This is a genomic window from Yersinia sp. FDAARGOS_228 (assembly GCF_002073315.2).
Lineage (GTDB): Bacteria > Pseudomonadota > Gammaproteobacteria > Enterobacterales > Enterobacteriaceae > Yersinia > Yersinia intermedia.
The window spans coordinates 3,673,915-3,699,602 of record NZ_CP020409.2 but is presented as its reverse complement, the minus strand read 5'-3'; the positions used below and the strand labels follow the sequence as shown (position 1 = coordinate 3,699,602).

Sequence of the window (25,688 nt, the reverse complement as noted above, 5' to 3'; positions counted from 1 at the left end):
ATCTATCTCATCGCCAAGGTTTTAAGTAAGTCGAGGTCGATGAGTTCCTCTAATCGAGATATTGGTTGGCGGTTAACGATCAAGCATAATAAAGTTTTTAGCTGTTGCAAATTAACCGGTTTAAACAGGTGTAAATTCATCCCAACGGCGAGGTTGGGCTAATCCATCGGGAGTAGGTCAGCTATAAAAGCCACGCTTTAAAGGGAAACTATATGTTATCAGCAAGCGTTATATCCAGCGTATTACGCACGATCCACTGAGCTGATTAATACACCACAATGTATGCCCGCCCCCCTTAGCCGACCGCCAGAAACCACTAAAAGCAAAAAGCCCGCTTAGTTTCCTAAGCGGGCTTCTTTAATTTGGCTCTCTGACTGGGATCGCCTTTGCCAGTAACTGGCTAATAAGTAAGCCAAACCTGAATTGCTAGTCTGTCAAGACCACCAGAGTGACCACCAATCGACGCTGATGAGCGAATCAGGGGGCTGGGATGTAGTTACTTATTGTTGGAATTTGGGACATGCTGCTGCATCAATTCAACGATCCAATCAATAAAAACTCGCAGTTTGGCGTTGACATGGCGGTTCGGCGGAAACGCCAGGTGCAGGGGCATTGGACTGATACGCCATTGTGCAAATAACGGAATTAAAGAGCCAACAGCCTGATGTGCCGCCGCCATATAGATTGGCAGCGCAATCACGCCTAACCCGGCTAACCCAGCTTCGAGGTAAGCATTGCCATCATCCACGGCAAGTACATAGCTGCCCGTGATTTCAATATGTTCACTCTCACTGCGCAGTACCAGAGGATCAATCTTACCGGTGCGTGAGGACAAGAATCCCACTATGCGATGGTCGGTGTTTTCCAGCTCTCGCGGATGCGCAGGGGCGCCAAGGCGTTCCACATAACTGGGGGCGACATAAACGCCGATTTGCAAATCCCCGACATGGCGTGCGATCAGGGACTGGTCGTTGATTTCGCCACCGCGCAGGACGCAATCTACGTTGTCGCCGATCAGATCCACCATCCGGTCGCTCACGCCCATGTCGAACTGGATATCAGGGTAGCGTGCGTGGAAAGCCGGTAGCGCCGGCACCAGGATGAGGCGGGCCAGCGGACTGGGCACATCCACCCGCAGCCGTCCTCTGGGCGTAATCGCCGCACTGGACAGGCTGTTTTCAGCATCCTCCATGTCCGCCAGCAGGCGGATGACGCGTTCATAGTAGACCGCGCCATCGGGAGTCACGCCGAGCTTGCGGGTGGTGCGATGGAGCAACTTGACGCGCAGGCGCGCTTCCAACTGCTGAATGAGTTGTGTCACCGTGGTTTTGCTCATATGAAGCGTTTGGGCAGCCTTTGTGAAGCTACCTGCCTCCACCACGCGAGCAAAGGCGCGCATCGCATCGAAACGATCCATTCCTTATCCTCTCTTTTCACCGATTGTTTGGATTTTACAAACAATGATGAACAAAGTCGCTTGTTTATCCGCCCGATCTAGCACCTGTAAAGTGTCTTTATGTTCACCGGGCAGATTTCGCCCAATTGCAAAGGTACAAACATGACAGTACGCGAAGCAGTTTTTCCCTTCGGTCGGCAGGCGCTCTATGAGCGTAATCGTTATTCACCGGCCATCAAATCCAACGGTTTCTTGTTCGTTTCGGGGCAGGTTGGTAGCCGCGAGGATGGTTCGCCTGAGCACGATCTAAAAGCGCAGGTCAGGCTGGCATTCGATAATCTTAATGCTGTTCTCACAGCTGCGGGCTGCACGTTCGGTGACGTGGTTGACGTTACCCTCTTTGTCGTCGATCCCGAGTCAAACCTCGACGCTATCTGGAGTATCCTGCCAGAATATTGGGGGGAAGCGCCTTACCCTACGTTGACCGGGATCGGCGTGACGTGGCTTTACGGATTCAAGTTTGAGATTAAGGTGATTGCCAGGCTGCCCTAAGCGTTACGGGTCTTTATGCCAGTCGAAAATTCAACAGGGCAGCCCGCGCTACCTGTAGAGGCAACAGAGAGATTGCTGACGTGCTATATGCCAGATCGGGATGGTTTGCCAGACTGGTCTGGATTTACTGATGAGACAGAGGGAAATTTATGAAAGCAGCGGTTTATGACGTGGAAGGCGCTCCCAGCGTCCTGAAATATGTCGATATCCCAGAGCCGGTCACGGCCAGAGATACATCAGGATAGGCACCTAAGCCAAGGCGAGATTCTTTTTTGTTGATACGATATTTAAGATACCAGAGACGTGAACCGTTTGGATTGACTAAAAGGTATAGACCGTGGGAATCGGAAACTTTGAAAGGTTTTTCAGAAGGCTTGAGACTGCGGATTTTAGTGTCGTTCAGAGATATAGGGTGGTCACTCCATAATCGAACTGAAATGACCCCAAATCAGACCACCAATCTTGCCCGATGCGGAGGGGGAAATGAAAATGCATCGGGAAGACTTTTCACACTAACTCGTTGAATCTAAATCTTATAAAGATTCGTGAAGATGCATGAAAACACAAATTTGGCTCCTCTGACTGGACTCGAACCAGTGACATACGGATTAACAGTCCGCCGTTCTACCGACTGAACTACAGAGGAATCGTGTGAACGGGGCGCATGATATCTAGCATGCCCGATACTGTCAACGCTAAATTAGTGCATTGCAGCTAACTGCTCAGCATCTGAGCAAAGGCGGTGTAAATAACCGTTGAATAGGGCAATACCGCCATTTTTTATTAGCCATCAGACCGCTACTGCCTCTGCAAATGACGAGGTAACTAGCTCTGCGGCGGTATATTATCGGTATCTTGATTATCCCCTAAGGCATTTTCCCAACGTTTCAGCCGGGCGAGGGGATCTTGGTGATAGAATGCGCAGAAATGCTGATAAACAACAGGAAAACGGCTTTCTAATAGTTCAGGCGCACTGAAAAAGTACTCTGATAACACCGCGAAACATTCGGCCGGATCACTGGCGGCGTACGCATCCATACTGGCAGCCTCAACACCCACCATATCTATCTCGTCTTGAATGCTGTCCATTGCCTGATGCAGGTCATATTCCCATGCTGCCACATCACGCATGGCAATAGGGGGCACACCGTTAGCATTACCACCATTGCGCATATCCAGCTTATGCGCGGCCTCATGAATAACCAGATTAAAACCTGATAAATCAAATGAGTCTTGAATATCTTGCCAGTTCAAGACAATCGGCCCTTGTTCCCAACTTTGACCCGATTGTACTGTTTGACCTGAATGCACCAGGCCGAGATCATCTTGCCAGTTGTCATCAACCACAAACGGAGAAGGATAAATAAGGACTTCATGAAAGCCATCTAACCATTTGGCCCCAAGCTCCATGACGGGTAGTGCGAATAGCAGGCAAAGGCGTGCCTGCATCAACGGTGTTAACTCTAACCCTTGCAATGGTACCAGTCGCTTTTGTTGCAGCAAATAACTGGCAACAGAAGCCAGCCGCTGTTGCTCCTGCTCATTCAGCGGAGCCAACAGTGGGATGTTCAGTGCTTCACGCCACTGCGCAAGCATCTCCGCTTGCGGTTGATTTGCTTTCCACAGCCACTTAATCATCAGGTTGCTCACAAAGTGATAATTCGAATATCTAAAGCAGGGAGGTGTTGCCATAAACATGCCGTAAAAAGGTGCATGATCGCAACCGTTTCATAGAGAGATACCGGAACGGCTGAAGAGGTTGCCCCGAAAATGACTGATAAGATAACCTTTCTGAGAGGGAAATCCCGCATGCTCCACCATTATTCAAGCACTTATAGAAAAAAAATTCAGCGATCCTTATCACACTAAGTCGGCGTAGCAAGATGATAAATAATAGATCTGGGTTGCTGATTGTTTGCTGATATTTAGGCCTATATTTAATATGACATCAGGTAATTCTGGCTGATGAACCCAAGTGTAGGAGAAGGCTATTCGCGGCTTAACCGGATCCATCATAATACTGGCGGTACTTTTGATATCGGGCCGCGTTGCCTATGCAGCGATGGTGGCAGATGGAACGCGTGATGCCAGCATGATAGTCACGCCAATATCGGGTAGCCGCACATCTGACCCGATTAGGGTTGCGCAATACCATTTTGAGCTGATTGAATCCTATCAAGTTAGAGTTAGCTCCTTGTCAGCACAGGGTGATGCGACGGTAATTCGTTACAGCTACCGTAAGCCGGGATATGTGCGCATGGATTTTACTGAACCCCACAATGGAGCCGCGCTGATTTATAGCCCTGACAGCGGCCAGGTCAGATTATGGCCATTCGGAATGAACACGTTACCCGTACTGAGCCTTTTGCCCACGAATACCTTGATACGCGATAAGAGTGGTCACCGTGTGGATAAATCTGATATCGGAACGTTGTTACACAACATCCGTCTCCTGCAACAAGGCGGCAATACCGTTATTCTCGGTGATGAGGTTTTCGCGCACCAGCCGGTATCGCACCTCTCAATAACTGGCCCTGCCGGTTTCACGGTGGATAAGGTACATCGCTGCGACATCTGGTTAGATAATCGATCCCACTTCCCAGTCAAAGTGATCAGTTATGGGGTGGAACAACAGCAACTGGAAACGGTCATTATGGAGGCGATGATTATCAATCTGCATTTTCCTGAACGTTTTTTCACCCCTTGATACGGAGTTCGACGGTATGGCTGAGTACCGGTTTTCCACCACTTGGCAGGTCAAGGCACCGCTTCAGACGGTATGGGATATTCTATGCCACCCGGATATGTGGCCACATTGGTGGAAAAGTCTGGAGCAAATCATTGAGATAGAAAAAGGTGATCTACAAGGTATCGGCGCATTGCATCGTTACACTTGGAAAGGTGTACTTCCTTATCGGATAACCTTTGATATTCATGTCTTAACCATTATGCCGTTACGCTTGCTAGAGGGGCAGGCGAGTGGTGAGGTTGAAGGGATTGGGCAGTGGTCATTATTTTTCAATGGCACCGACACTATTGTTCGTTACGATTGGCACATTCGAACCAATACGCGCTGGATGAACTGCCTGGCACCAATCGCAGCCCCATTATTTCGCTGGAATCATGACAGCGTCATGCGCGAAGGTGCCAAAGGATTAGCGCGTAAATTAGGCACACGGGTGGAGATGCGGTGATGCTAGCCATCCCTTGTGTGGCCGACGGACATTGCCTTATACCCAAGCATTCGTATTTTCACTAATCCCGCAGGTTGGATCAGTCATCTCACCGGCAGTGAATTACCTCAACGCATTCCTTTGTACCAAAGAGAGTTCGGTGGCATAAGTGCGGTACATATTATCCGCTCACTGCAATAACAGTGGGCGTGACATTATTTTTTGCTGTTTTATCTCATCATTGCTTTTTGGGGTGACATTCCCCCCAACTACGGGCTTTGCATGTCTTGTTCGGCGTAACCGGGGAGTTCTGTAAATAGAACACGATATTCAGTAGGTACAGAAGGACGCGACCCCATAAAGCTGAGTTACAAGATATGATAACGAATGAGAATTACTACAGTTAATAATCTAATCTACATGGTTATTTTTGTTAACCATTATGATGATCAATGTTGATAATTATTGATTTTCGCAATAAACAAAATATTTTTTACTTTAAAATCGTTAATAATTTGTAAAGATAATTTTTGAATGAATTTATGTTTTCAATTATTCGATGCGATATATCGAATAGTCGTACTTTTTAAGATATTCTCATTTGCAAGGGTGGGAAAAATCCTACAATCCTGTTTTGTATTGTTTTTTTTATTTGTTAAATATTAGATGTATTAAATATCCCGCATAATCTAATTTTATATATAATTATTTCTTGTATGAATATTCCTACAGATTCGGAAATAAATCCTACAAACAACTCTACTATTCTTTTATTTATATTCATGGGTTCTAATTATTTAACAATGCATTTATAACTTTACGTTTTGGGCTGGATTGACAATATTCTAATTCGCTGAAATAATAACCACTCGAAATAGAATTAACCAATTCAATGATATTAGGTATTAAGTTTAATTAATATTATTGGCCTAAACATTACTTTAAATCACGGGTTTTAAAGCTCGGGGAAATAAATATGAAAATTAAAACTAGCAATGCATTAATCGCGGCTATCGCCAGCGTATTTATTGCACAATCAGCATTCGCTGTTGATGGAACTATTACCATCAACGGTCAAATCACTGATACGACTTGTAGTATCGCTGTCAACAACGGCACTAATGATGGGACGGTTACCTTACCGACTGTTTCTGCAAATGCCCTGAGTAGTATTGGCTCGGTTGCGGGTACCACACCTTTCAATATCGTGTTGTCTGGCTGTGCTGGGTCGACACTGAATAACGCTTATGCCTACTTTGAACCAGGCCCTACTGTTGAGACCAGCACTGGCCGGTTGAACAACAGTAGTGGAACAGCGACGGGCGCTCAGGTTCGTTTGTTAGACAAAGTCAGCACGCCAATCGTGGTCGGCGGTACTAGCCAGGGCGGTGTGGTAGAAGATGTTTCCGGTGGTGGTGCGACATTGGGTTATTACGCACAATATTATGCTAATAGCGCTGTTACGGCGGGTGTTGTTGCAACACAAGTCAACTATACGATTGTTTACGATTAATCAAAACGTTTGATATAGCGTGGCTGATGGCGATGCGTTGTTTATAGCGAATGTTATCTGTTACCCCATGGGAGCTTAATGCTCCCTGTTTCATTCGCTCTATAATGGGAAGTTCTATGCGTAAAACATGTTTTATAGCTTTTTCTTTTGTCGCATTACTGGTTGCTGCCACGGTTGCCCGCGCTGAAGTGATGATCACGGGTACGCGCGTTATATACGATGAGAAGCAACGTGAAGGCGTGGTTAAGGTTTCCAATACCGGTAATATGCCCGTTCTGCTGCAAGCCTGGATTGATAACGGTGATGCGAACGCGCGGCCTGATACTATCAAGGTGCCTTTTAGTGTTACGCCACCGGTGGTGCGTTTAGATCCTAAAAGAGATCAGACTATCCGTTTGTTCCGAACTGGCAGTGGTTTAGCGGCTGATCGTGAAACACTTTTTTGGTTTAACTTGTTAGAAATCCCGCCTAAACCTACTAAAAAAGCCGTGGGAGATGATAACAAATTGCAATTGGCTTTCCGTACCAGAATTAAAATGTTTTATCGCCCGGCAGAATTAGCCATGCCAATAGAACAGGCTATTATGAACGTGACCTTTTTTAAAAAGGGTAATCAACTGGTTATAAAAAATGCGTCACCCTATTATATTACTTTTAGAACACTGGAATTACGTGCATCAAAAGATAGCCCGATTGTGGCAAGTTTGAGCAAAATAAATAATAAGATGATTGCACCTTTTGCTGAGCTTAGCTTACCGGTTAATGCTAACGGCCCAATAAATAATACCACACAAGTTTTTTATTCTGTTATCAATGATCAAGGTGGCGAGACACCGGGTACTCAGAAGTTAGTGCAATAAAAACATAAATATAATTAATCAGTGTTTCTCTGTATCCACAGGGGGCACTTTTATTAAATGGCCTCGATATAATGCTTAATTATTACATGTATTATCAAAAACACGAGCGCCCGAAATATTTTCCGGTATTCTTCTCCCTGGTTATTTCTAGCTTGGGTGGCATGCTATTTAGTTTACCTGTCTGGGCTGAAGATTCTGAACATGTTGAGTTCAGTGACTCTTTCCTGCGATTTTCTGTTGATGCCAGCCGCTACAGTGATGGCAATCCTGTTGCTCCAGGTGAGCATAGCATTGATATCTATTTGAATGAACAGTGGATTGGGCGTCAGACTATGCGCTTTGAATTGCCGTCGCCAGAATCTAAAGTGGCCCTTCCGTGTTTTGATTTAAAGCTGTTTGATGAATTAGGGATTGATACTACTAAGGTTACGCCTGATGTACTGAAAAAACTCGCAAGTGCGGGTGTTTGCTCATCATTGAGCACTCTTCTTGACGGTGGCAATGCCATTTTTGATGAGAATATCCAACGGTTGGATATTCAGGTTCCACAAGCCTTTTTAATCCGTCAGGCGCGTGGCTATGTTAATCCTAAATATTGGGATGATGGCGTGACGGCGGCAACGTTGAAATATGACTACACCGGTTATCGCAGTAATCAGCGTGATGCCAGCAGCCAGACTTATCAATATCTCGGGTTGTTAGGCGGATTCAACTGGCAAAGTTGGCGTTTATATTATCGTAGTGCATTGAATCGCAGTGACAGTCAGGGGTTTGATTATCAAAATCTGGCCACCTACGCTGAGCGTGCAGTGCCATCTTTATACAGCAAAATGACGGTGGGTGATTCCAATACTGATGGTCAAGTATTCGACAGTATTAGCTATCGTGGTATTGCATTAAGTTCGGATGACCGCATGTTCGCTGATTCTCAGCGTGGTTATGCGCCAGTAGTGCGTGGCATTGCTCGTACTAACGCCCGCGTCGTTGTTCGCCAACAGGGCCAATCTATTTATGAAACTACGGTAACACCGGGGCCTTTTATCATCGACGATCTCTACCCTACAGGGCAGGGCGGTAATCTGATTGTCACTATTACCGAAGCTGATGGTAGCGAGCAGTCGTTTACCGTGCCATTTACATCGATTGCCGAGCTATTGCGGCCGGGAACCACTCGTTATTCCTTGATGGCCGGGGAATATCGCGACAATTCAATGGTGGAAAAACCGGCTCTCTTTATGGGGACGTTTCGCCATGGCTTATCCAATTTAATGACGGGTAACGGTGGAGTGGTTGCGGCCGAAGGGTATCTATCTGCTTCTGCTGGGCTGGCATTCAATACCCCGGTCGGGGCGGTGGCCTTTAATCTGACACAAGCGCAAACCAGGTTGCCCGGTGAAAATGACCAAAGCGGTCAGAGTATGGGGATAACCTATGCGAACTCATTGCCGGAAACGAATACCAGCCTGACCATCGCCAGTTACCATTATTCCAGTGACGGTTTTTACACGCCGTCAGAAGCGATGCGTATGCGTGACTATTTGCAACATGGCGAAGTTAATAACACTATTTTCAATTCAAGCCTGCCAGGTGATGGCACCCGCTACGATGACAGTTTTAAATATCGCCGCCGCAATCAGGCACAAATCAGTATTACCCAAGGTTTGCCCGAAGGTTATGGCTCGTTTTATGCCAATGCCAATGCGCAGGATTATTGGGGCGGGCAGCGCCGCGATATGAATTTCCAGTTCGGCTATAATAATAGCTATAAGTCACTGAGTTATAACGTGGCCCTTAATCGGCTGCGCAATATGTCCAGTGAGAACTGGGATAATCAACTGAGTATCTCTTTCTCCATCCCATTGGGGAGCAAACGGGGTTCACCACGTTTGAGTACCAGTTACACCAATACTCGTGATAGCAGTTCAGTTCAAACCGGGGTTTCAGGCTCTGCTGGCGACGATAATCAATTTAACTATGGTGTTTCGGCGGCAAGTAACCGCACTGATGTGAACGGCAATTACAACTCCGTTGGCATGAGCGGTAGTTGGTTGGCCCCTAAAGCGACGCTTGGCGGCAGTTATTCTAAAAGTAAGGATTACGAGCAGGCCAGTGCCAGTGTGTCTGGTGGCCTCGTCGCATACCGTGGTGGCGTGGTTTTTGCCTCCTATTTGGGCGATACCGTAGGGATAGTGGAAGCACCCGATGCTGCGGGTGCCCGTGTCGCCAACTATTCGGGGATGCGTCTCGATGGCAGTGGCCGTGCAGTTGTGCCTTACTTAAGCCCTTACCGGCAGAATGATGTAGAACTGGATCCAACAGGGTTATCGTCTGATGTGGAATTTAAAACCACCAGTCAGCGGGTTGCTCCTACTGCCGGTGCGGTGGCACTGGTGAAGTTTGAAACCTCCAGCGGTTATTCGATGTTATTGACCGGACATCGGGCGGATAACACGCCGTTACCGTTTGGTGCCGAGGTGAAAGATGCCAAGGGTACCAGCGTGGGCTATATCGCTCAGGGTGGGCAAGCCATGGTGCGTGTGAACCAGCAAGACGGGCATCTGCGCGTGATCTGGGGGGAAGGGGTTGGTGAGAGTTGCGGCTTTGATTATAAATTGCCCAGTAGCGCATTGGTTCAGGGTGAATTCCGGCAGTTAGAGGTGATATGCAAATGAGTTCTTATCGAAATATAGCGCAATATTACATCGATAGACTGTGTGGTGCCGTCAGGGATTCGACAGGGCGCGGGTACCGTCAACTCAAACAGTTTTTGCTGTGGTCACTGGTGATGAGTGGTTTAGCGATTAGCCATCATGCTAATGCGTTGGGCTATGCCATGGATTGTGACTATAGCGGGACTTACTATATTTATGGACCGACAACCACATTGCGGGTTCCACCCAATACTGCGGTTGGCTCGCCGATTGGCTCATGGATAAGCTTCCCTGCAGGGGGCTGGGTGTGCCATATATTACCCGATTCAATGAGTGACAGTATTAAGGCTGGGGTAGGACTGTACGCGCCGTACAGTATTGATCGAACCATCAACATTGATGGTAATAGCCACAGTGTATTTTCCTATACCGGTAAAGCGGGCTTAGGGTATGCACTGCGTTTTCGCGTGACTGGCGCAGGTTTTAGCAGCGACTGGAAGCCGATGAATGGCTTTAGCGCGGCAAATATGGTTTATTCTTCACCGCTGTTAGGCCCCATTCCTTACAACAATGGGGCTAATTTTAACTTGAACGTAGAGCTACAAATCAAGTTTGTTAAAATTGCCACGACATTAACCAGTGGATGGGCTGCCGCTTTTGACCCTGCTTATGCCTATGATTACCGTACCTATAACAATGGCACCAGTAGTTATGTTGAAACAACCCGCTACCGATTATTTGATTTTGCGCCAAATTCCCTGAATATCCAATTAATGACACAAACCTGTACCACCCCGAATGTTATCGTCAATTTACCCGATGTCGCTACCAACAAATTTACCGGGATTGGCGATATCAAAGGGTTAAAATTGTTTAATCTCAACTTTAATAATTGCCCCGGTGGGTTGGCGGGCATTAATTATACATTTGGTGCGACAACCAATGTGCTGAATGTGGCAAATGGGGTGGTAGCGCTGGATAGTGGATCCACCGCCAGAGGCGTGGGGTTAGTTTTGCGTAGCCAGACAAATACACCGATCGTGTTGAATACCGAATACACGTTGAGCGGCTATAATTCAGCTAGCACGCAGAGCTACACCGTGCCCATGAACGCAGGGCTTTATCAAACGGCAAGTACCGTGCAAAGTGGTTCCGTCAAAGGCGCATTTACTTTTACGTTGATTTATAAATGAAAACGTTATCTTACAGGCTCATGCCGTATATCCGCAGGTTCACGCATCGGTATAACATATATGCGGCGATGGCCCTTGCCACATTCTTGCTCAGTACCACTGCGCAGGCGGGTATTGCTATTGGTCTGACCCGGGTGGTGGTTACTGGGGGTGATAAATCAGGTAGCGTGCAGATCCTCAATAAGGGCAACCACCCGGCATTATTGCAACTGTGGGTTGATAATAATATTACTGAAATGGATAAATCCATTGAGCAGATAAAGGTGCCGTTTGTCGTTGAGACTCCGGTTTTTCGTCTTGATCCTCAAACCAATAAATCTGTTCGTATTTACTATACCGGTACTGCCAGTCAACTGCCGCCGGATCGCGAATCGATGTTTTGGTTGAATGTATTAGAAGTGCCCCCGAAAAGCGCCTCGTCGCAGGCTGCCAACAATCAGGCTGCCAACAATGAAGTACAAATTGCCTTCCGCTCACGCATCAAACTGTTTTATCGCCCGGCGGGTATTCCAGCCAGTTCAGAGGGTGTGCTTAACCAACTCTCTTTCGGATGGATCCCCCAGGGGAGTGGAGGGATCTTTCGTGTAACCAATCCGACGCCATTTAATGTGACCTTCCAGACTCTGGAGATTGCGCAAAGTAAAAGTGCCACGAGAACCACGGTTAAGTTGGGGAATGACGATATGGTCGCACCGAAAAGTAGCACTGATGGCGTGCTGGTTGGTAACCAAGTCCCTGCAAAGAATATGACGGTATTCTTCTCAATTATCGATGATTTTGGCTCAACAATTGAAGGCCAACAGTCATTACAATAGCCAAGCTGGTGTAGCATGCGGTTTGCCCTCACGGCGGTATTTGCTTATCGATACCGCGCCGCTGTTATTTCATTTATGACCGGAATGTTGGCATGAATACAACAGTGAGCAATATCGTTTCCGCTTAGGGTTACGTTACACCTTCTGATAGATGATAAGATTGCAGTCACAAAAAAGACGGCACAGTGATGCGCCGTCTTACTCTATCAATACCCGTAATACTTCAAGCTGCATGTGTGTTGGCTGCGCTCACTACTCGGCCCATCTGTGGGCCTCACCACGTTGAGGCCGCTGTAACTTGAATTATTTAGGGTATATTCTGACAACTGAAAAGGTTAGCGGTCTTTCTTCTTACCAAAAATCTTCAGTAAAGCGCCAACAGCACAACCAATAACCACACCCAATATGACCCATTCAGTAAATGACATAATCAGACCTTTTGATTTGTTTGGCCTGATTATATAAATTATTGCTCACTTGTCCATGTCAGGCCACTTCTGTCCTTATAGCTTTGCCAGCATCTCACGGGTGACTAATACAATGCCGCTCTCTGAACGATAGAAACGGCGGGCATCTTCATCTGCATTCTCGCCAATCACCATTCCCTCGGGGATAGTACTTGCACGATCAACTACACAACGGTGCAGACGACAAGAGCGGCCGACATTGACATCAGGTAGCAATACGCAAGAGTCAATATTACAGAAGGAGTTGACCCGTACCCGAGAAAATAGCACGGAGTTGACTACCACTGAGCCGGAAATAAAACAGCCGCCAGAAACGAGTGTGTTCATGGTCATTCCGTGACTGCCTGAGCGGTCCTGAACAAATTTCGCTGGGGGTAAAGGTTCGGCATAGGTACGTATTGGCCAATGGGCGTCATACATATCCAGCTCTGGCGTGATAGCCGCTTGATCGAGGTTGGCCTGCCAATAGGCATCCAATGTGCCTACATCGCGCCAATAGTCAGGCGCATCGGGTGACGTAGAGACACAAGACAGTGAGAACGGATGCGCCCAGACATGGCCTTGTTCAGTGATTTTCGGCAGAATATCTTTGCCAAAATCATGACTACTGTGTTCATCAGCATGATCGCTCTCGAGTAACTTGAACAGGAACTCAGCGTTGAACACATAAATTCCCATACTGGCAAGGCTGCGATCAGGGTGACCGGGTAATGTCGGTGGATCTTCCGGTTTCTCCCAAAACATTTTCACTTGTAGATCTTCAGACACTTCCATTACACCGAAGGCCTTTGCTTCCTCTTTCGGGACTTCAATACACGCCACGGTACAGGCTGCTCCGCTTTCCACGTGATCCAACAGCATGCGTGAATAGTCCATTTTATATATATGGTCCCCCGCGAGGATCACCACATATTCAGAACGATAGCGGCGGATAATATCCAGATTCTGGAAGACGGCATCAGCGGTACCGGTATACCAGTGTTCCTGTCCTTGGCGCTGTTGTGCCGGTAACAAATCAACAAACTCATTCATCTCTTCGCTGAGAAATGACCAGCCATGCTGGATATGCTGCACCAAAGTATGTGATTGATACTGTGTTATCACGCCAATTCGACGAATACCCGAGTTGAGGCAGTTAGAGAGCGCGAAGTCGATAATGCGGTATTTCCCGCCAAAGTGAACTGCGGGTTTCGCCCGAACGGACGTAAGATCTTTAAGGCGTGAACCACGACCTCCTGCAAGAATCAGTGCTACGGCTTTGTTTGGCAGTTGTCTTGCCGACATGACTCTGTCGATATCGCCTGTTTTCCGCATGTCAGACTCCTTATGATTTGTATGTATAGCTACCGGATTACGGGCTATATTCTCCAATCCTAATGCGCCAAATGCTTTTATGCGCTAAATGCTTTTCGGACAATGGCCGGAATGATAAAACGGGTTTTTACCCTACCTCCTTTCAATATAAATATCGCTAATGACATCATCGGCTAATTACCGTTCTAACACTGAGAACCGAATCAAGTTTAGCGCCAATTGACGTGTTTTTTTGCTCAATAGCACCAATTACCACTCCTATTGTTTATTGTTTTCACACATTGTGAGGTCAGCGATCGTCGACCATACTCGTTGAGGTAAAAATATTCGTAGTTTTAATAAGGATATAAAATTATGACAATAACAGTAGATAGTCTGCGATTATCCGCACTGACCTTGATACTCAGTAGTTATGCGATTAGTGCCGCGCCGGTTGCCATACAACCCACGGGCTATACATTGGAGCGAGTGGTTATTTTGAGCCGCCATGGTGTTCGCTCGCCAACCAAACAAACACAGTTAATGAATGATGTTACCCCTGACAAGTGGCCACAATGGCCGGTCGCCGCAGGATACTTAACCCCCCGAGGTGCACAATTAGTGACATTGATGGGCGGATTCTATGGTGATTACTACCGTAGCCAAGGGTTACTCGCAGCAGGGTGCCCAACTGACGCGGTTATTTATGCGCAGGCCGATGTTGATCAACGAACGCGTTTAACGGGGCAGGCATTCCTTGATGGAATAGCTCCGGGGTGTGGACTGAAAGTACATTATCAGGCTGATTTGAAAAAAGTGGATCCGCTGTTTCACCCCGTCGACGCGGGGGTGTGTAAGTTAGATTCGACACAAACCCATAAGGCTGTTGAAGAGCGACTTGGTGCGCCATTAAGTGAACTGAGCAAACGCTATGCTAAGCCCTTTGCCCAGATGGGTGAGATTCTGAATTTTGCTGCATCTTCTTACTGTAAATCACTGCAACAGCAAGGAAAAGCATGTGATTTTGCCAACTTTGCAGCGAATAAGATCACGGTGAACAAGCCGGGGACAAAAGTTTCGCTCAGTGGACCATTGGCGCTATCATCAACCTTAGGTGAGATCTTTTTGCTACAAAATTCGCAAGCGATGCCTGATGTTGCCTGGCATCGGTTAACGGGAGAAGATAATTGGATCTCGTTATTATCGTTGCACAATGCGCAATTTGATTTAATGGCAAAAACACCTTATATCGCTCGTCATAAGGGCACACCGTTGCTGCAACAGATCGAGACTGCCCTTGTCCTTCAGCGTGATGCTCAGGGGCAAACATTGCCATTATCACCCCAAACCAAAATTCTGTTCCTAGGGGGACATGATACAAACATCGCCAATATTGCTGGAATGTTGGGGGCTAACTGGCAATTACCACAGCAGCCCGATAATACCCCTCCTGGGGGCGGATTGGTCTTCGAACTATGGCAAAACCCAGATAATCATCAACGTTATATCGCGGTGAAAATGTTCTATCAAACAATGGGCCAGTTACGAAATGCTGAGAAACTAGACCTGAAAAACAATCCGGCTGGTAGGGTCCCTGTTGCAATAGACGGCTGTGAAAATAGTGGTGATGACAAACTTTGTCAGCTTGATACCTTCCAAAAGAAAGTGGCTCAGGCGATTGAACCTGCTTGCCATATTTAAATAGCGCTTGTCCGGTTGGCAGTGATTAATGTCAGCCGGATATATTACTGGAGTTAATCGTAATACGTGTTAATTAGGATTTTACTCCCAGTTTTTATGGTTTTTATGGTTTTTATAGTCGAGCCATCAAATACCGTAATTATATAGATGGTAAGGCCGGGGTAACCGTTTTAATATAGGCTTCCCCGGCGTATTAGTGCCACTGCTAATACAGCATTATCTCATTTCTCGGCAAGCAAACTGCATGTTTAAATTTATTGATTATATACACGCAGCACTATTAGCCTAGTCGGACTAAATCGAAAGGCACGTAACGCTCACCTGTATGCTGCAATTCAACCACTCTTTCCCGTTCGGCCTGCACTGGGGATAGCCCGTCGGCATGGATCGCTTTTGCTACGTCAATTTCCCCAGTTTGTGCGACCATGACACGTTTGCCTGGGATGATTTGGTTTCTGTTTCTATCATAGACCTTAACCATATTAACCTCCAATCGCCATCTGATCAGATTCCATGATTATAGGATGCGGTAATAATCTATATAATAAAACCGACATCTAAGATATATGCCTATAATTAGCGAAAACAGAGCAATAATATACCCTGTATCGATTGCGTACGATGAGGTGAGTTTATTTACCTCAAGTCAACGTATGGTGAAGTTGGCTTACATAATGTGGGAGATTATATTTATTTTTTATCGAGGATCAAGCTTCAGAATGATTTTTTTTTGCTAACTCACTTGCGATATAACCGGTGAGGCTTGGTCAGCAGGCATTTAATATATAGCCCGCCATCTTGGCGGGTTAGCAACATGAATTATATTAGCGACTTGTGCATCAATGATTCCAGTATTTTTAGCGGGGATTGCTCTGGGTATTTCATGCCAGTAACAGGTAGCAGGAACGTTTGTTCTAACATATATTGCCCGCCCATTGCGGCGTGTGGGGTTTGATCTGAAAAACAGATCCAACTGCTGCCTGATGGGAAGTCAATGGCTTGTTGCAGGCCATTTTTTTGATAATCCAAATCGGACTTCATCTTGTCGTGTAGCTGAAGCATCAGATAGTCGTAATGGCTACGGCGGCGTTTAGTGATACCTACTTTATTTTGCAGCCAACTACTAATAGGCGAATAGCGACCCAGTTGTGATAAATAGCGGCTGGCCAGTTGGGTAAAATCTTCACCTACACGCCATGACCGAGGTTCGCCGTGAGGGTTGATATTGGTGAATATACGGATGATACGTTCACCATAATTAGGGCGCGAAGGGAAAGCATCAATATGGAGGCGGCTATCGTCTTTACGCCACGATGTATTATCGCGCCAGGCAGTAACTGGGTGTAAACGTAAGCTGTTAGTTGGGTTGCGCAGGGCAGATTTATATTCTGGCAGTAATTGAGTAACTAAACTTAGGCAACTTTGGTAGTAGCGTTCAAGTAACTGACGGGTTAAGGCAACTTTGCTCTCATCAGTGACTCCGGTTAACGTGCCTTCCAGCGGCTTGAAACTGATATTTTTACGCTTAACATCAACTAAAGCAGGGTTCAGCAGTTGTTTTTCCTGCTCGCTTAGTTCAAAAGCCAGATGAGGTAAAAATAGCACTTTACCTTGTTCCAGAGCCTCAACAGCGCTGGCTCCTTCTGTTTCACACTGATCCCAATGGCTATTGGGGAGCGTTAGAATCAATGACTCTGACGCTTGACTTAGGGTTCCACTGCTCATCAACTATCCGTTTCTTGATATCTATCTAATGGTAGAAAGCATAACTCTTTATTATAAATAAAGTGAGTCTGGAGGCACAGATTTTAGATTTTTTCTCTCTGGGAGGGTTGCATTAATGGGGGTAGTCGCCGCATAACAGGGGATGATTTTACGATTGAGGTATGAATGTCGGCGTGCTCAGCCCAGCGGTCAGTGATGGTATCTAATTGCTCCAACGACTGAATGAACAGACGGCTAATGAAGCAATCGTCGCCGGTTATTTTGTCACATTCAACACATTCAGGTGTTTCCTGAATCATCTGTGCAACCCGGTGCAACATTCCCGTCTGTGGCTTTATACGAACAATGGCCTGCAAATTATAGCCGAAAGCTCTCTGGTCTAAGTCGAGAGTGTAGCTGCGGATGATCTGGCGCTCTTCAAGACGCCGCAGACGTTCGGATGTACTTGGAGACGATAGGTTTACTTGTTGTGACAGATCTTTTAGAGATATCCGAGAGTTTTCCGCTAAAATAGCTATCAGTTGCTCGTCAATTTTATCCATGTCTATCAGCCTCTTTTTATTAGGTATATTACGCTTATTATAGGCAATATTTAAATATATTAACTATATCTGCCTAACAAAACCAATGTACGTGATAGATAAAAAGGCTAATTAGATATTACGATTGAAAGCCCCTGGCGGGGCAACAGTGTTCTAAATACTGGCGTTTACTGCCCGATAACTGACGAACTGGCTAACGATGATATGACGTTTGACTCATTGAATTGTGCGGACTTTTTTTGTAAATAGGCCAAATCATAGACATCATAAAAATCTATTTCGCCTTTATTATTAATAATATGTTTAAAGCGAAGTTTAAAGTCATCACTGATATTTTTGTTATTCAATATTTCATCAATCGCTTGTGCCGATAACGCACGACTAAAGAACCATTCACCGTTGTAGCAAACGCGTAAGTCAAGGATGCCAATATCTTCAAACTTAAATACGGGCTTGATTTCCATCATTAGCACAGCGGACATTAGCGCAAAGAAAGCAGTAAATGCAATCATATATCCAGTGCCAAAATAGGGTGTTAAGTACATTAAAACTAAGACTAAAAAATATGACACCAGCATTGCCAGGCAAAGATAGGGATGTTTGTAGACAAAATCGCTGTTAAACTTTAACCGACCATCTCGTTTTTCTTTTTGATTTATTCTTGCGATGTCGTCAATTAATATTTTTTTAATTATGTCCATAATTATGACCTTGTGATTAATAACTCATAAAAACTAAACCATAATGGTTCGTTCTAGATTAGCACGGAAGGTTAAATCTAAAGTATATCAGTTGAATAAATTAGTTGGTTAAACTGTTATAGGTAGATAAGGGCTAACAGTGATGTATATTATTCATTCGCTGAAATCAACCCCTTGAGTGTCGATTTCAGCGAATGAATGTTAATAATAGCGGTATTTACAGTTCTGTGCCGTGTTAAACGGTCAAAACAATTTTCCCGATATGTGTGCTACTTTCCATTAGCTCATGTGCTTTTGACGCTTCTGCCAGTGGGAATGTTTGGCAGATTTGCGGTTTCATGTTGCCCTTACCCAGCATAGGCCAGACCTGTTGTTCCAGTTCTTGAGCAATCAGTGCTTTTTCTGCAACGCTGCGCGAGCGTAAAGTGGAACCGGTGTGTGTCAGGCGTTTTAGCAACATTAACATTAGGTTAAGATCTTTAGCGTTACCATTTTGTGTACCAATTTGAACAATACGCCCATTCATGGCTGCCGCTTCATAATTACGCCCGACATAATCTCCAGCAATTAAATCAACAATGACATCAGCGCCTTTACCTGCAGTCACACGTTTAGTTTCAGCGACAAAGTCCTGAGTGTGGTAGTTAATAGCGACATCTGCCCCTAATTTCAGGCACGCTTGGCGTTTTTCCTCTGAACCCACAGTGACAATCACTGTCTGTGCGCCAAATGCTTTACTCAGTAATATTGCAGTCGTCCCAATACCCGAAGACCCACCATGAATTAAGACTGTTTCACCAGCGCTAAAATGGCCTCGTTGGAATAGGTTGGTCCATACGGTGAAGAATGTTTCTGGCAGCGCCGAAGCTTCGATATCAGTCAGGTTGGCGGGAATCGGTAAGGCATTGGTTTCATGTATGACGCAGTACTGAGCATAACCCCCGCCAGCTATCAACCCACACACGCGGTCTCCTATCTTAAAGCGGCTAACATCAGCCGCAATGGCGACTACTTCGCCGGCAACTTCCAATCCAGGAATATCTGAGGCTCCTGGCGGTGGCGCATACTGGCCACGGCGTTGCATTACATCAGGGCGGTTAACACCTGCGGCTGAAACTTTAACCAATATTTCGCCCGCAGCAGGCATAGGTGTTGGGCGCTGTACGGCGGCTAAGACTTCTGGCCCACCAGACTGAGTGATTTCAATCGCGACCATATTCGCCGGGAGGTGTGTTAACGATGTCATAATATTCCTCTTGTCGCCTAAAGGTGGTAACTCCGATGCTATGCCGATGATTACGAGAGTATCTTAGTCTGGTAATGGAAATAATTCATGACGAGAATGTGCTTAAGTGATTACAGGGGGGAGGCGTCAGAAAATATCAGTGAAGTAGAAAACAAAAAAGCGCCCAACAGTGTGGGCGCACAAATTTGCAAAGGAGTCGTGCATGTATGGCTTACTTGCAGGGCTACAATCAAGACTAAGAGATGTTTGGAACGCTTTGATTGTATGAACATTACTTTTCTTACGCTATAGGTATAAATCTGAAATTTTTGCCAAAAACCATCCCAAAGTACGGCGACGAGATAGCAGCCGTATTGTCAGCTAAACCTAGCCCTTATAGTGCCAGCAGACCTGATAGTGATAGCTTTCACCTGTTAGCAAGTGATCAGCGTGAACACTTGGACTCCATGAATCGTCACCACCGACCCCCATATGGAACCCATCGATATTCAACCAAGTACCTTGATCTGGTTTTAGTAAGTGCTGGTGGCTGGTTGTCATCAGTTGCTGCGTGCTGTAACGGCTGATACCAAAATGGAAGCGACCGGTTAATTGCCAGTTGCCGTAATGCAGGGTGTGGGTATTACAGCGTAAACCATTTTCACTTGGGAAAATGTAGGGGGTATGCATCTGCTCAAGCGGCTGTGACCACTGACCATATTGTGCCGAAAGCTGGCGGTCAGGGTAGTTTTCATGTGGCCCTAATCCTAGCCAGTCAACATGTGGAGCGAGATCTGATAGTTGGCAGCACATGCCGATTCTGGCCGGAGGGGGAAGTGATGTTGCCACTCTAACCTGAACATCAATGGTCATACGGCCTTGCTGATCAAAACGGTATAGCCAATGTGAATGCAATAGCGATTCATTGGCAAACTCATAGCTGTAGTCGGCACAGATTTGTATTGAATGGGAGAGGCTATCAGCGTGCAACGATAGACATCGTTGTTCCAATTGATACATCCCTGCTTTTTTCCAACGCTCCACCCAGGCATTGGGGTCGATACGGGTTGCTTCGCTAATACCGATGTCGTTATCCAGTGGCGCACGAACAAATTGATCGCACAGCGGGCTAAGTAACATCGGTAATTCACCCACCCACCATTGTTCCAACAAGCCAGTTTGGCGATTGAACTGCCAACGCTGCCGCTGGTGAGTCACCATAATAGCGTGTGCATCTTGGATGAGCTGAAGCTCGCTTGGCTCGGTACTGTTTAGCTCAGTGCTATTTGGCACAGAGCGGCAGGGTATAGATAACGCTTGAGGTAAACGCCATTGCTGCCAGGCGCTGCGATGGTTACTGGCTGACCAAGATGTTTTTGTTCTCAGCCTGACGTCGACGTTTAACCATAAATCACCGGGTTTAGTTGTAAGAGGTAATTGCTCTGCCAGCCTATAGTGCTGCGTAGCCTCAGGAGATAAATCAAGAGAAAAATCACCCTCCAGTATCGATTCGCCGTCTAATTCAATTCGCCAATAGAGCTGTTCATTATCGCTGTGCCTGAACAGATATTCACTGGTAACACTTATCACCAGTGGCGTGGTGCTCAGTAATGAAAATTGGAAAAACTGCTGCGCGCATTGTGCTTCATACAAGCTGGGATGAGGGCTGCGGTCAGGGAAAACTAACCCGTTCATACAAAATTGACGGTCATTGGGGCTATCACCAAAATCACCACCATAAGCCCAATAAGGTTCGCCATTCTCATCATCGCGGACAAGGCTTTGGTCTACCCAATCCCAAATAAACCCCCCTTGTAACCGAGGATATTGGCGGAATGCCTGCCAGTAACGGGCAAATCCACCAAAACTATTCCCCATTGCATGAGCGTATTCACACAGTATCAATGGGCGAGATTCATCAGGCAAACCAATCCATTTCTTGATTGCCCATTTGGGCACCGCTGGGAAAGGTTGGTCCTCATCAACGCGAGCATACATTGGGCATACAATATCGGTCGCGGGCGTGTTTGCTCCGCCGCCTTCGTATTGCACCGGACGTGTTGGGTCATTGGTTTTAATCCAGCGATAGAGGGCATCATGGGTTGCGCCATGGCCAGATTCGTTGCCCAAAGACCAAATAATGATACAAGGGTGATTACGGTCACGCTGAACCATGCGTGTGACTCGTTCGCTGAATGCAGAAAACCACTGAGGATCGTCCGCTAACCGCCCCATAGGTTGCATACCGTGTGTTTCAATATTGGCTTCGTCCACAACATACAGGCCATAGTGATCACACAGGCGGTACCACAATGGATGGTTTGGATAGTGTGAGCAGCGCACGGCATTAAAGTTATGCTGTTTCATCAGAATGATGTCTTGTCGCATGCTCTCTTCATCTATGGTCTGACCGGTTTGCGGATGATGTTCATGACGATTCACCCCCCGAATTAATACCGCTTTACCATTAACCTTAAGCAAACCTTGATGGATGGCAACCTGTCGAAAGCCGACATCATAGGCTTCTGACTCAATCAGTTCTTGCTGCTGCGTGAGCAGTGAAATCACAGCGCGATACAGCGTGGGCTGTTCTGCACTCCATAAAAAGGGGGATTCCACCCGCAGCTTAAGATGGGTACGATCAGTGTATTGCCCTCGCTCATCAATAGCTTGGGTACCTAGCGGTTGCTGCAAACTGCTAATTAACTTATCTGCCAGCCACAATTGTACGCGAACTTGGTAAGCCCCGGTAATGTGCGGGTCGTTGATGCTGAGGGCGGGGATATTTATTGCTGCCATTACTTCTAAATTAGCAGAGCTGAATTCTGGAGATAAATGAGTGGTGATATGAATATCCCGCAAATGAATCTCTGGTTTGTGAAGCAAGCTGACATCACGGAAAATGCCGCTCATGCGCCACATATCCTGATCTTCCAGATAACTACCGTCACTCCAGCGCAGAACCAGAACGGCGATGCGGTTATTACCGTCCTGTAAGTAAGGTGTGAGATCAAACTCTGCGGGCAGGCGGCTGTCTTGGGAATACCCCACCCATTTCCCATTACACCAAAGATAAAATGCGGAACTGACACCATCGAAAATAATGCGTGTTTGGCCAGATGACAGCCAATTTGGCTCTAAAGTGAAATTACGTGAATAACAACCGGTAGGGTTCTCTTGCGGTACTCGCGGCGGATCGACCGGAATAGGGTATTGGACATTGGTGTAAATAGGGGTGTCGTAACCATGGCGTTGCCAGTTGGCAGGGACGGGCAGCAGTGTCGCACCGGGTAAATCGTGCTCAACCCACTCATCTGGTACCCTTTCTGGCTGGTCGAAATAGCTGAATGACCATTGTCCGTTGAGTAAACACCGTTGTGGCGAAGGGATATCATTTTTTGCGCTATCGCTATCACGCCAACTGTAAAAGGGAGGATGTGCCTCAAGGCGGTGATATTGCGTCACCTGCGGGTTTTCCCAATCTCTACGCGACAAAATCTGTGCCAAGGGGGGTTGAACCTGCTGTTGAACCTTTTGCTGTGACGTCATGATATCAGCCTCATTTCTGCGATGTACGTGGATACTTTTTAGCGCTGGCAAGTGATCAAATAGGAAAAATGTTATGCGCTCACAATTCTAATGCGGTAAAGATGAATTCAGCGGCAGGTAAAGTAAATAGCGGTTGGATAAATAGTCGAGAGCGATCGCATTTATTTGTTTTTAAGGATAGAGCGCTTAAAGCGTGCTGTTGTTTGGCGTATTGTCAGTTCAGTGGCTAACAAGAGAGACCCAGACGGTGGCTCAATGGTGTGGTGCAGCCTGACAATCAGGCGGGAAACGCTCTCTTCCCCTAATTGCTTGAAGTCCTGCCTGATCGTTGTCAGTGGCGGTTGGAAATAGGCGCTGTCTGCGGTGTCATCGTAACCAATGACCGAGACTTGCGCTGGCACGTTGATATTGTGCTCATGCAGCGCGCGTAATACACCAAGAGCCATTTGATCGTTAGCGACCAATATAGCGCTAAAAGGAATATTGCTGGCAATGAGCCTCTGTGTGGCCTGATAGCCGCTTCGGGCGTTCCATTCGCCGTAGTAGACCGCCTGAGGGGTTAACGAGGCGTCATTGAGTGCCTGTAGCCAGCCCTGATAACGTAACTGGGCTGAAATCGCGCTTTTCGGCCCACAGATAAAGGCAATCTGCTGGTGGCCTAAGGTAATGAGGTGCCCAGCTCCCTGAATGGCTCCAACCTTGGCGTCAAACAACACACTGAAAGCGGTGGATTGTGGATCCACATCCAGAAACAATACCGGAGTATCCGCACATTGCTGGGCAATTATCGCACTGGCTTTAGGTTTCAGAGGAATATTCACTAAGATGCCATCAACCCGTTGGGCTAGCAGTTCATTTATCGCTTGCTGGCAAGCAGGGGCAGTTTGATCATCGACCATGGCAATCACTACTGCGTATCCTAGCTCACGCGCTTTACTTTTTATTGCTGCGGCTATTTGAGAGGGGGCATGTAACGCGAGGTCTGTGGTTGCCAGCCCAAGCGTAAGGCTATGTTTCCCTGCCAATTGCTGTGCTACACGGTTAGGGACATAGTTTAAGTCAGCCATGGCCTGTTCGACCTTGCTGCGGGTTTTTGGTGAGACATGAGGTGCTTGGTTTAAAACACGTGATACGGTTTGATATGACACTCCCGCCTGGCGTGCGACATCATCTAAAGTGACAGACTTAGGCCTCATGTGTTCCTCTCAGGGGTAGGTGGGCGCATATCATAGCAAATTCATGAGATAAACTTTCAGTACCCGCTGGCAAACATGGCGTAAAACTGCCCATTTAACGCATTTTGTCCTTTTCATTACCATACGCGTTTGGTCAGCAGTAGTTTAGTAACAATAAAAATTATGATTATTCTGCGTAAAAACGGGCTGCAAGAGTATAATTAATAGCTTTTTTGGTTTTATTTTAGCCATGTAAACAAGAATCTACAGTTTGCCAGCTAAAAACAGTTGCTATTAAAAGCCGGTCATGAGTTAATGCGTCTCGGCCTGTGGTACAGACCTATTTATGCACGACATCTTGAGTAAAGTGGTTCATATTTAAAGCGTTATCGTTGATAGCTCTTCACTGACGAATTTCCTTCATAGTGCCTCCATAAGTAACGACTGATAACCGGCTATAACACGCCCATGGTGGCAAATTTTTTTAATAAAGGAAATACACATGTCTAACATGATGAAAGGTCAAGTAAAGTGGTTCAACGAGTCTAAAGGCTTCGGTTTCATCACTCCAGCTGATGGCAGCAAAGACGTGTTCGTTCACTTCTCTGCAATCCAAGATCAAGGCTTCAAGACCCTGGCTGAAGGCCAGAATGTACAGTTCTCTATCGAGAACGGTGCTAAAGGTCCGTCTGCAGCAAACGTAACTGCAATCTAATTGGCCTTTGGCTGATTATAAAAAAACCCGCTAAGGCGGGTTTTTTACTTTCTGCTATCCGGTAAGACCCTCTGCTTCATCTTCCTCTATTCTGATTCACTCAAGTTCCCTTATTAAGTAAACCGGCACGGCTATTATCCGCAATTATATTTAGCGAAAGCATACCGTTGTTTATACGTAAACCTTATCATTCTCACCTGATTCTGTACTACACTAGCAGCATTGATTTAATTGAAGGTAATATCATGAAAGTGAATGATCGGGTGACAGTAAAAACTGATGGTGGCCCACGGCGCGAGGGGGTTGTGTTAGAGGTCGAGCAGTTTAGTGAGGGCATCATGTATTTGGTTTCGTTGGAAGATTACCCGGCAGGTGTCTGGTTCTTTAACGAGATTGATAGCCATGATGGTACCTTTGTCGAGCCGCTACACCAGTAACATTT

21 protein-coding genes, 1 tRNA gene and 1 pseudogene are annotated in these 25,688 nt (G+C 46.4%); 11 read left to right on the top strand and 12 right to left on the bottom strand.

What is annotated here, in order from left to right:
- Positions 1-496 precede the first annotated feature (496 nt).
- Complete coding sequence (locus tag A6J67_RS17185) at positions 497-1,417, bottom strand: LysR family transcriptional regulator (RefSeq protein ID WP_005185600.1); 921 nt, start codon at positions 1,415-1,417, stop codon at positions 497-499.
- Positions 1,418-1,558: 141 nt separating this feature from the next.
- On the opposite strand from A6J67_RS17185, the gene A6J67_RS17180 reads away from it, so the two are divergent.
- A complete protein-coding gene (locus A6J67_RS17180) occupies positions 1,559-1,948 on the top strand; it encodes a RidA family protein (RefSeq protein ID WP_050297584.1) in 390 nt (129 codons plus the stop codon).
- A 223-nt stretch (positions 1,949-2,171) separates the two neighbouring features.
- Here the strand turns inward: A6J67_RS17180 and A6J67_RS17175 are convergent.
- From A6J67_RS17175 to mtfA, 3 genes and pseudogenes are all read right to left on the bottom strand, one after another.
- Positions 2,172-2,357: pseudogene (locus A6J67_RS17175) on the bottom strand (Arm DNA-binding domain-containing protein); the annotation flags it as partial.
- A 161-nt stretch (positions 2,358-2,518) separates the two neighbouring features.
- Positions 2,519-2,594, bottom strand: a tRNA-Asn gene (locus A6J67_RS17170).
- 179 nt (positions 2,595-2,773) lie between these two features.
- The gene (gene mtfA / locus A6J67_RS17165; protein WP_050072958.1) at positions 2,774-3,586 is read right to left on the bottom strand and encodes a DgsA anti-repressor MtfA; all 813 of its coding nucleotides are present in this window, start codon (positions 3,584-3,586) and stop codon (positions 2,774-2,776) included.
- A 394-nt stretch (positions 3,587-3,980) separates the two neighbouring features.
- Here mtfA and A6J67_RS17160 point away from each other — a divergent pair, with 394 nt between their 5' ends.
- The 7 genes from A6J67_RS17160 to A6J67_RS17130 all read left to right on the top strand — a co-directional run bounded on the left by A6J67_RS17160 (position 3,981) and on the right by A6J67_RS17130 (position 12,153).
- Positions 3,981-4,655: a DUF1571 domain-containing protein gene (locus A6J67_RS17160; protein WP_226718932.1), complete on the top strand. Its 675-nt coding sequence runs from the start codon at positions 3,981-3,983 to the stop codon at positions 4,653-4,655.
- Positions 4,656-4,671: 16 nt separating this feature from the next.
- Positions 4,672-5,142 carry an SRPBCC family protein gene (locus A6J67_RS17155; RefSeq protein WP_005185616.1) on the top strand — a complete coding sequence of 157 codons (471 nt, stop codon included), beginning with the start codon at positions 4,672-4,674 and terminating at the stop codon, positions 5,140-5,142.
- A 955-nt stretch (positions 5,143-6,097) separates the two neighbouring features.
- Positions 6,098-6,634, top strand: a complete 537-nt coding sequence (locus A6J67_RS17150; RefSeq protein ID WP_050072960.1) for a fimbrial protein — start codon at positions 6,098-6,100, stop codon at positions 6,632-6,634.
- 116 nt (positions 6,635-6,750) lie between these two features.
- On the top strand, positions 6,751-7,494 hold the full coding sequence (locus A6J67_RS17145; RefSeq protein WP_050072961.1) for a molecular chaperone: 744 nt from the start codon (positions 6,751-6,753) through the stop codon (positions 7,492-7,494).
- 71 nt (positions 7,495-7,565) lie between these two features.
- Positions 7,566-10,166 (top strand): fimbria/pilus outer membrane usher protein, encoded by a 2,601-nt coding sequence (locus A6J67_RS17140; RefSeq protein ID WP_080608301.1) that lies wholly within the window; start codon positions 7,566-7,568, stop codon positions 10,164-10,166.
- Positions 10,163-11,338, top strand: a complete 1,176-nt coding sequence (locus A6J67_RS17135) for a fimbrial protein (RefSeq protein WP_158505890.1) — start codon at positions 10,163-10,165, stop codon at positions 11,336-11,338. The genes A6J67_RS17140 and A6J67_RS17135 overlap by 4 nt, the downstream gene beginning before the upstream one ends.
- Complete coding sequence (locus tag A6J67_RS17130; RefSeq protein WP_080608300.1) at positions 11,335-12,153, top strand: molecular chaperone; 819 nt, start codon at positions 11,335-11,337, stop codon at positions 12,151-12,153. The genes A6J67_RS17135 and A6J67_RS17130 overlap by 4 nt, the downstream gene beginning before the upstream one ends.
- A gap of 503 nt (positions 12,154-12,656) precedes the next feature.
- On the opposite strand, the gene glgC is transcribed toward A6J67_RS17130, so the two are convergent.
- Positions 12,657-13,934, bottom strand: a complete 1,278-nt coding sequence (gene glgC, locus A6J67_RS17125; protein WP_005192479.1) for a glucose-1-phosphate adenylyltransferase — start codon at positions 13,932-13,934, stop codon at positions 12,657-12,659.
- A 354-nt stretch (positions 13,935-14,288) separates the two neighbouring features.
- Here glgC and A6J67_RS17120 point away from each other — a divergent pair, with 354 nt between their 5' ends.
- The gene (locus tag A6J67_RS17120; protein WP_050297581.1) at positions 14,289-15,614 is read left to right on the top strand and encodes an AppA family phytase/histidine-type acid phosphatase; all 1,326 of its coding nucleotides are present in this window, start codon (positions 14,289-14,291) and stop codon (positions 15,612-15,614) included.
- Between the two features lie 280 nt (positions 15,615-15,894).
- On the opposite strand, the gene ydfZ is transcribed toward A6J67_RS17120, so the two are convergent.
- The 7 genes from ydfZ to A6J67_RS17080 form a co-directional block, all read right to left on the bottom strand.
- On the bottom strand, positions 15,895-16,095 hold the full coding sequence (ydfZ, locus tag A6J67_RS17115) for a putative selenium delivery protein YdfZ (protein WP_032907920.1): 201 nt from the start codon (positions 16,093-16,095) through the stop codon (positions 15,895-15,897).
- Between the two features lie 338 nt (positions 16,096-16,433).
- Complete coding sequence (locus tag A6J67_RS17110) at positions 16,434-17,339, bottom strand: Kdo hydroxylase family protein (protein ID WP_005192483.1); 906 nt, start codon at positions 17,337-17,339, stop codon at positions 16,434-16,436.
- An 83-nt stretch (positions 17,340-17,422) separates the two neighbouring features.
- A complete protein-coding gene (locus A6J67_RS17105; RefSeq protein WP_050297580.1) occupies positions 17,423-17,881 on the bottom strand; it encodes an Lrp/AsnC family transcriptional regulator in 459 nt (152 codons plus the stop codon).
- A 167-nt stretch (positions 17,882-18,048) separates the two neighbouring features.
- Complete coding sequence (locus A6J67_RS17100) at positions 18,049-18,582, bottom strand: YlaC family protein (RefSeq protein WP_005192485.1); 534 nt, start codon at positions 18,580-18,582, stop codon at positions 18,049-18,051.
- Positions 18,583-18,817: 235 nt separating this feature from the next.
- Positions 18,818-19,828, bottom strand: a complete 1,011-nt coding sequence (locus A6J67_RS17095; protein WP_042569580.1) for an NAD(P)H-quinone oxidoreductase — start codon at positions 19,826-19,828, stop codon at positions 18,818-18,820.
- Between the two features lie 366 nt (positions 19,829-20,194).
- A complete protein-coding gene (locus tag A6J67_RS17085) occupies positions 20,195-23,356 on the bottom strand; it encodes a beta-galactosidase (RefSeq protein WP_050297578.1) in 3,162 nt (1,053 codons plus the stop codon).
- A 161-nt stretch (positions 23,357-23,517) separates the two neighbouring features.
- Complete coding sequence (locus A6J67_RS17080; RefSeq protein ID WP_042569583.1) at positions 23,518-24,552, bottom strand: LacI family DNA-binding transcriptional regulator; 1,035 nt, start codon at positions 24,550-24,552, stop codon at positions 23,518-23,520.
- Between the two features lie 481 nt (positions 24,553-25,033).
- On the opposite strand from A6J67_RS17080, the gene cspE reads away from it, so the two are divergent.
- Together cspE and dsrB are read left to right on the top strand one after the other, a co-directional pair.
- The gene (cspE, locus tag A6J67_RS17075) at positions 25,034-25,246 is read left to right on the top strand and encodes a transcription antiterminator/RNA stability regulator CspE (protein WP_002210893.1); all 213 of its coding nucleotides are present in this window, start codon (positions 25,034-25,036) and stop codon (positions 25,244-25,246) included.
- 245 nt (positions 25,247-25,491) lie between these two features.
- Positions 25,492-25,683, top strand: coding sequence for a protein DsrB (dsrB, locus tag A6J67_RS17070; RefSeq protein ID WP_005192489.1), 192 nt, complete (start codon positions 25,492-25,494; stop codon positions 25,681-25,683).
- Positions 25,684-25,688 lie beyond the last annotated feature (5 nt).

What these genes read in the sequence shown, in the direction of transcription:
- A6J67_RS17185 (WP_005185600.1), bottom strand. Translation starts at nt 1,417, where the DNA reads ATGGATCGTTTCGATGCGATGCGCGCCTTTGCTCGCGTGGTGGAGGCA.
- A6J67_RS17180 (WP_050297584.1), top strand. Translation starts at nt 1,559, where the DNA reads ATGACAGTACGCGAAGCAGTTTTTCCCTTCGGTCGGCAGGCGCTCTAT.
- mtfA (WP_050072958.1), bottom strand. Translation starts at nt 3,586, where the DNA reads ATGATTAAGTGGCTGTGGAAAGCAAATCAACCGCAAGCGGAGATGCTT.
- A6J67_RS17155 (WP_005185616.1), top strand. Translation starts at nt 4,672, where the DNA reads ATGGCTGAGTACCGGTTTTCCACCACTTGGCAGGTCAAGGCACCGCTT.
- A6J67_RS17150 (WP_050072960.1), top strand. Translation starts at nt 6,098, where the DNA reads ATGAAAATTAAAACTAGCAATGCATTAATCGCGGCTATCGCCAGCGTA.
- A6J67_RS17145 (WP_050072961.1), top strand. Translation starts at nt 6,751, where the DNA reads ATGCGTAAAACATGTTTTATAGCTTTTTCTTTTGTCGCATTACTGGTT.
- A6J67_RS17140 (WP_080608301.1), top strand. Translation starts at nt 7,566, where the DNA reads ATGCTTAATTATTACATGTATTATCAAAAACACGAGCGCCCGAAATAT.
- A6J67_RS17135 (WP_158505890.1), top strand. Translation starts at nt 10,163, where the DNA reads ATGAGTTCTTATCGAAATATAGCGCAATATTACATCGATAGACTGTGT.
- A6J67_RS17130 (WP_080608300.1), top strand. Translation starts at nt 11,335, where the DNA reads ATGAAAACGTTATCTTACAGGCTCATGCCGTATATCCGCAGGTTCACG.
- glgC (WP_005192479.1), bottom strand. Translation starts at nt 13,934, where the DNA reads ATGCGGAAAACAGGCGATATCGACAGAGTCATGTCGGCAAGACAACTG.
- A6J67_RS17120 (WP_050297581.1), top strand. Translation starts at nt 14,289, where the DNA reads ATGACAATAACAGTAGATAGTCTGCGATTATCCGCACTGACCTTGATA.
- ydfZ (WP_032907920.1), bottom strand. Translation starts at nt 16,095, where the DNA reads ATGGTTAAGGTCTATGATAGAAACAGAAACCAAATCATCCCAGGCAAA.
- A6J67_RS17110 (WP_005192483.1), bottom strand. Translation starts at nt 17,339, where the DNA reads ATGAGCAGTGGAACCCTAAGTCAAGCGTCAGAGTCATTGATTCTAACG.
- A6J67_RS17105 (WP_050297580.1), bottom strand. Translation starts at nt 17,881, where the DNA reads ATGGATAAAATTGACGAGCAACTGATAGCTATTTTAGCGGAAAACTCT.
- A6J67_RS17100 (WP_005192485.1), bottom strand. Translation starts at nt 18,582, where the DNA reads ATGGACATAATTAAAAAAATATTAATTGACGACATCGCAAGAATAAAT.
- A6J67_RS17095 (WP_042569580.1), bottom strand. Translation starts at nt 19,828, where the DNA reads ATGACATCGTTAACACACCTCCCGGCGAATATGGTCGCGATTGAAATC.
- A6J67_RS17085 (WP_050297578.1), bottom strand. Translation starts at nt 23,356, where the DNA reads ATGACGTCACAGCAAAAGGTTCAACAGCAGGTTCAACCCCCCTTGGCA.
- A6J67_RS17080 (WP_042569583.1), bottom strand. Translation starts at nt 24,552, where the DNA reads ATGAGGCCTAAGTCTGTCACTTTAGATGATGTCGCACGCCAGGCGGGA.
- cspE (WP_002210893.1), top strand. Translation starts at nt 25,034, where the DNA reads ATGTCTAACATGATGAAAGGTCAAGTAAAGTGGTTCAACGAGTCTAAA.
- dsrB (WP_005192489.1), top strand. Translation starts at nt 25,492, where the DNA reads ATGAAAGTGAATGATCGGGTGACAGTAAAAACTGATGGTGGCCCACGG.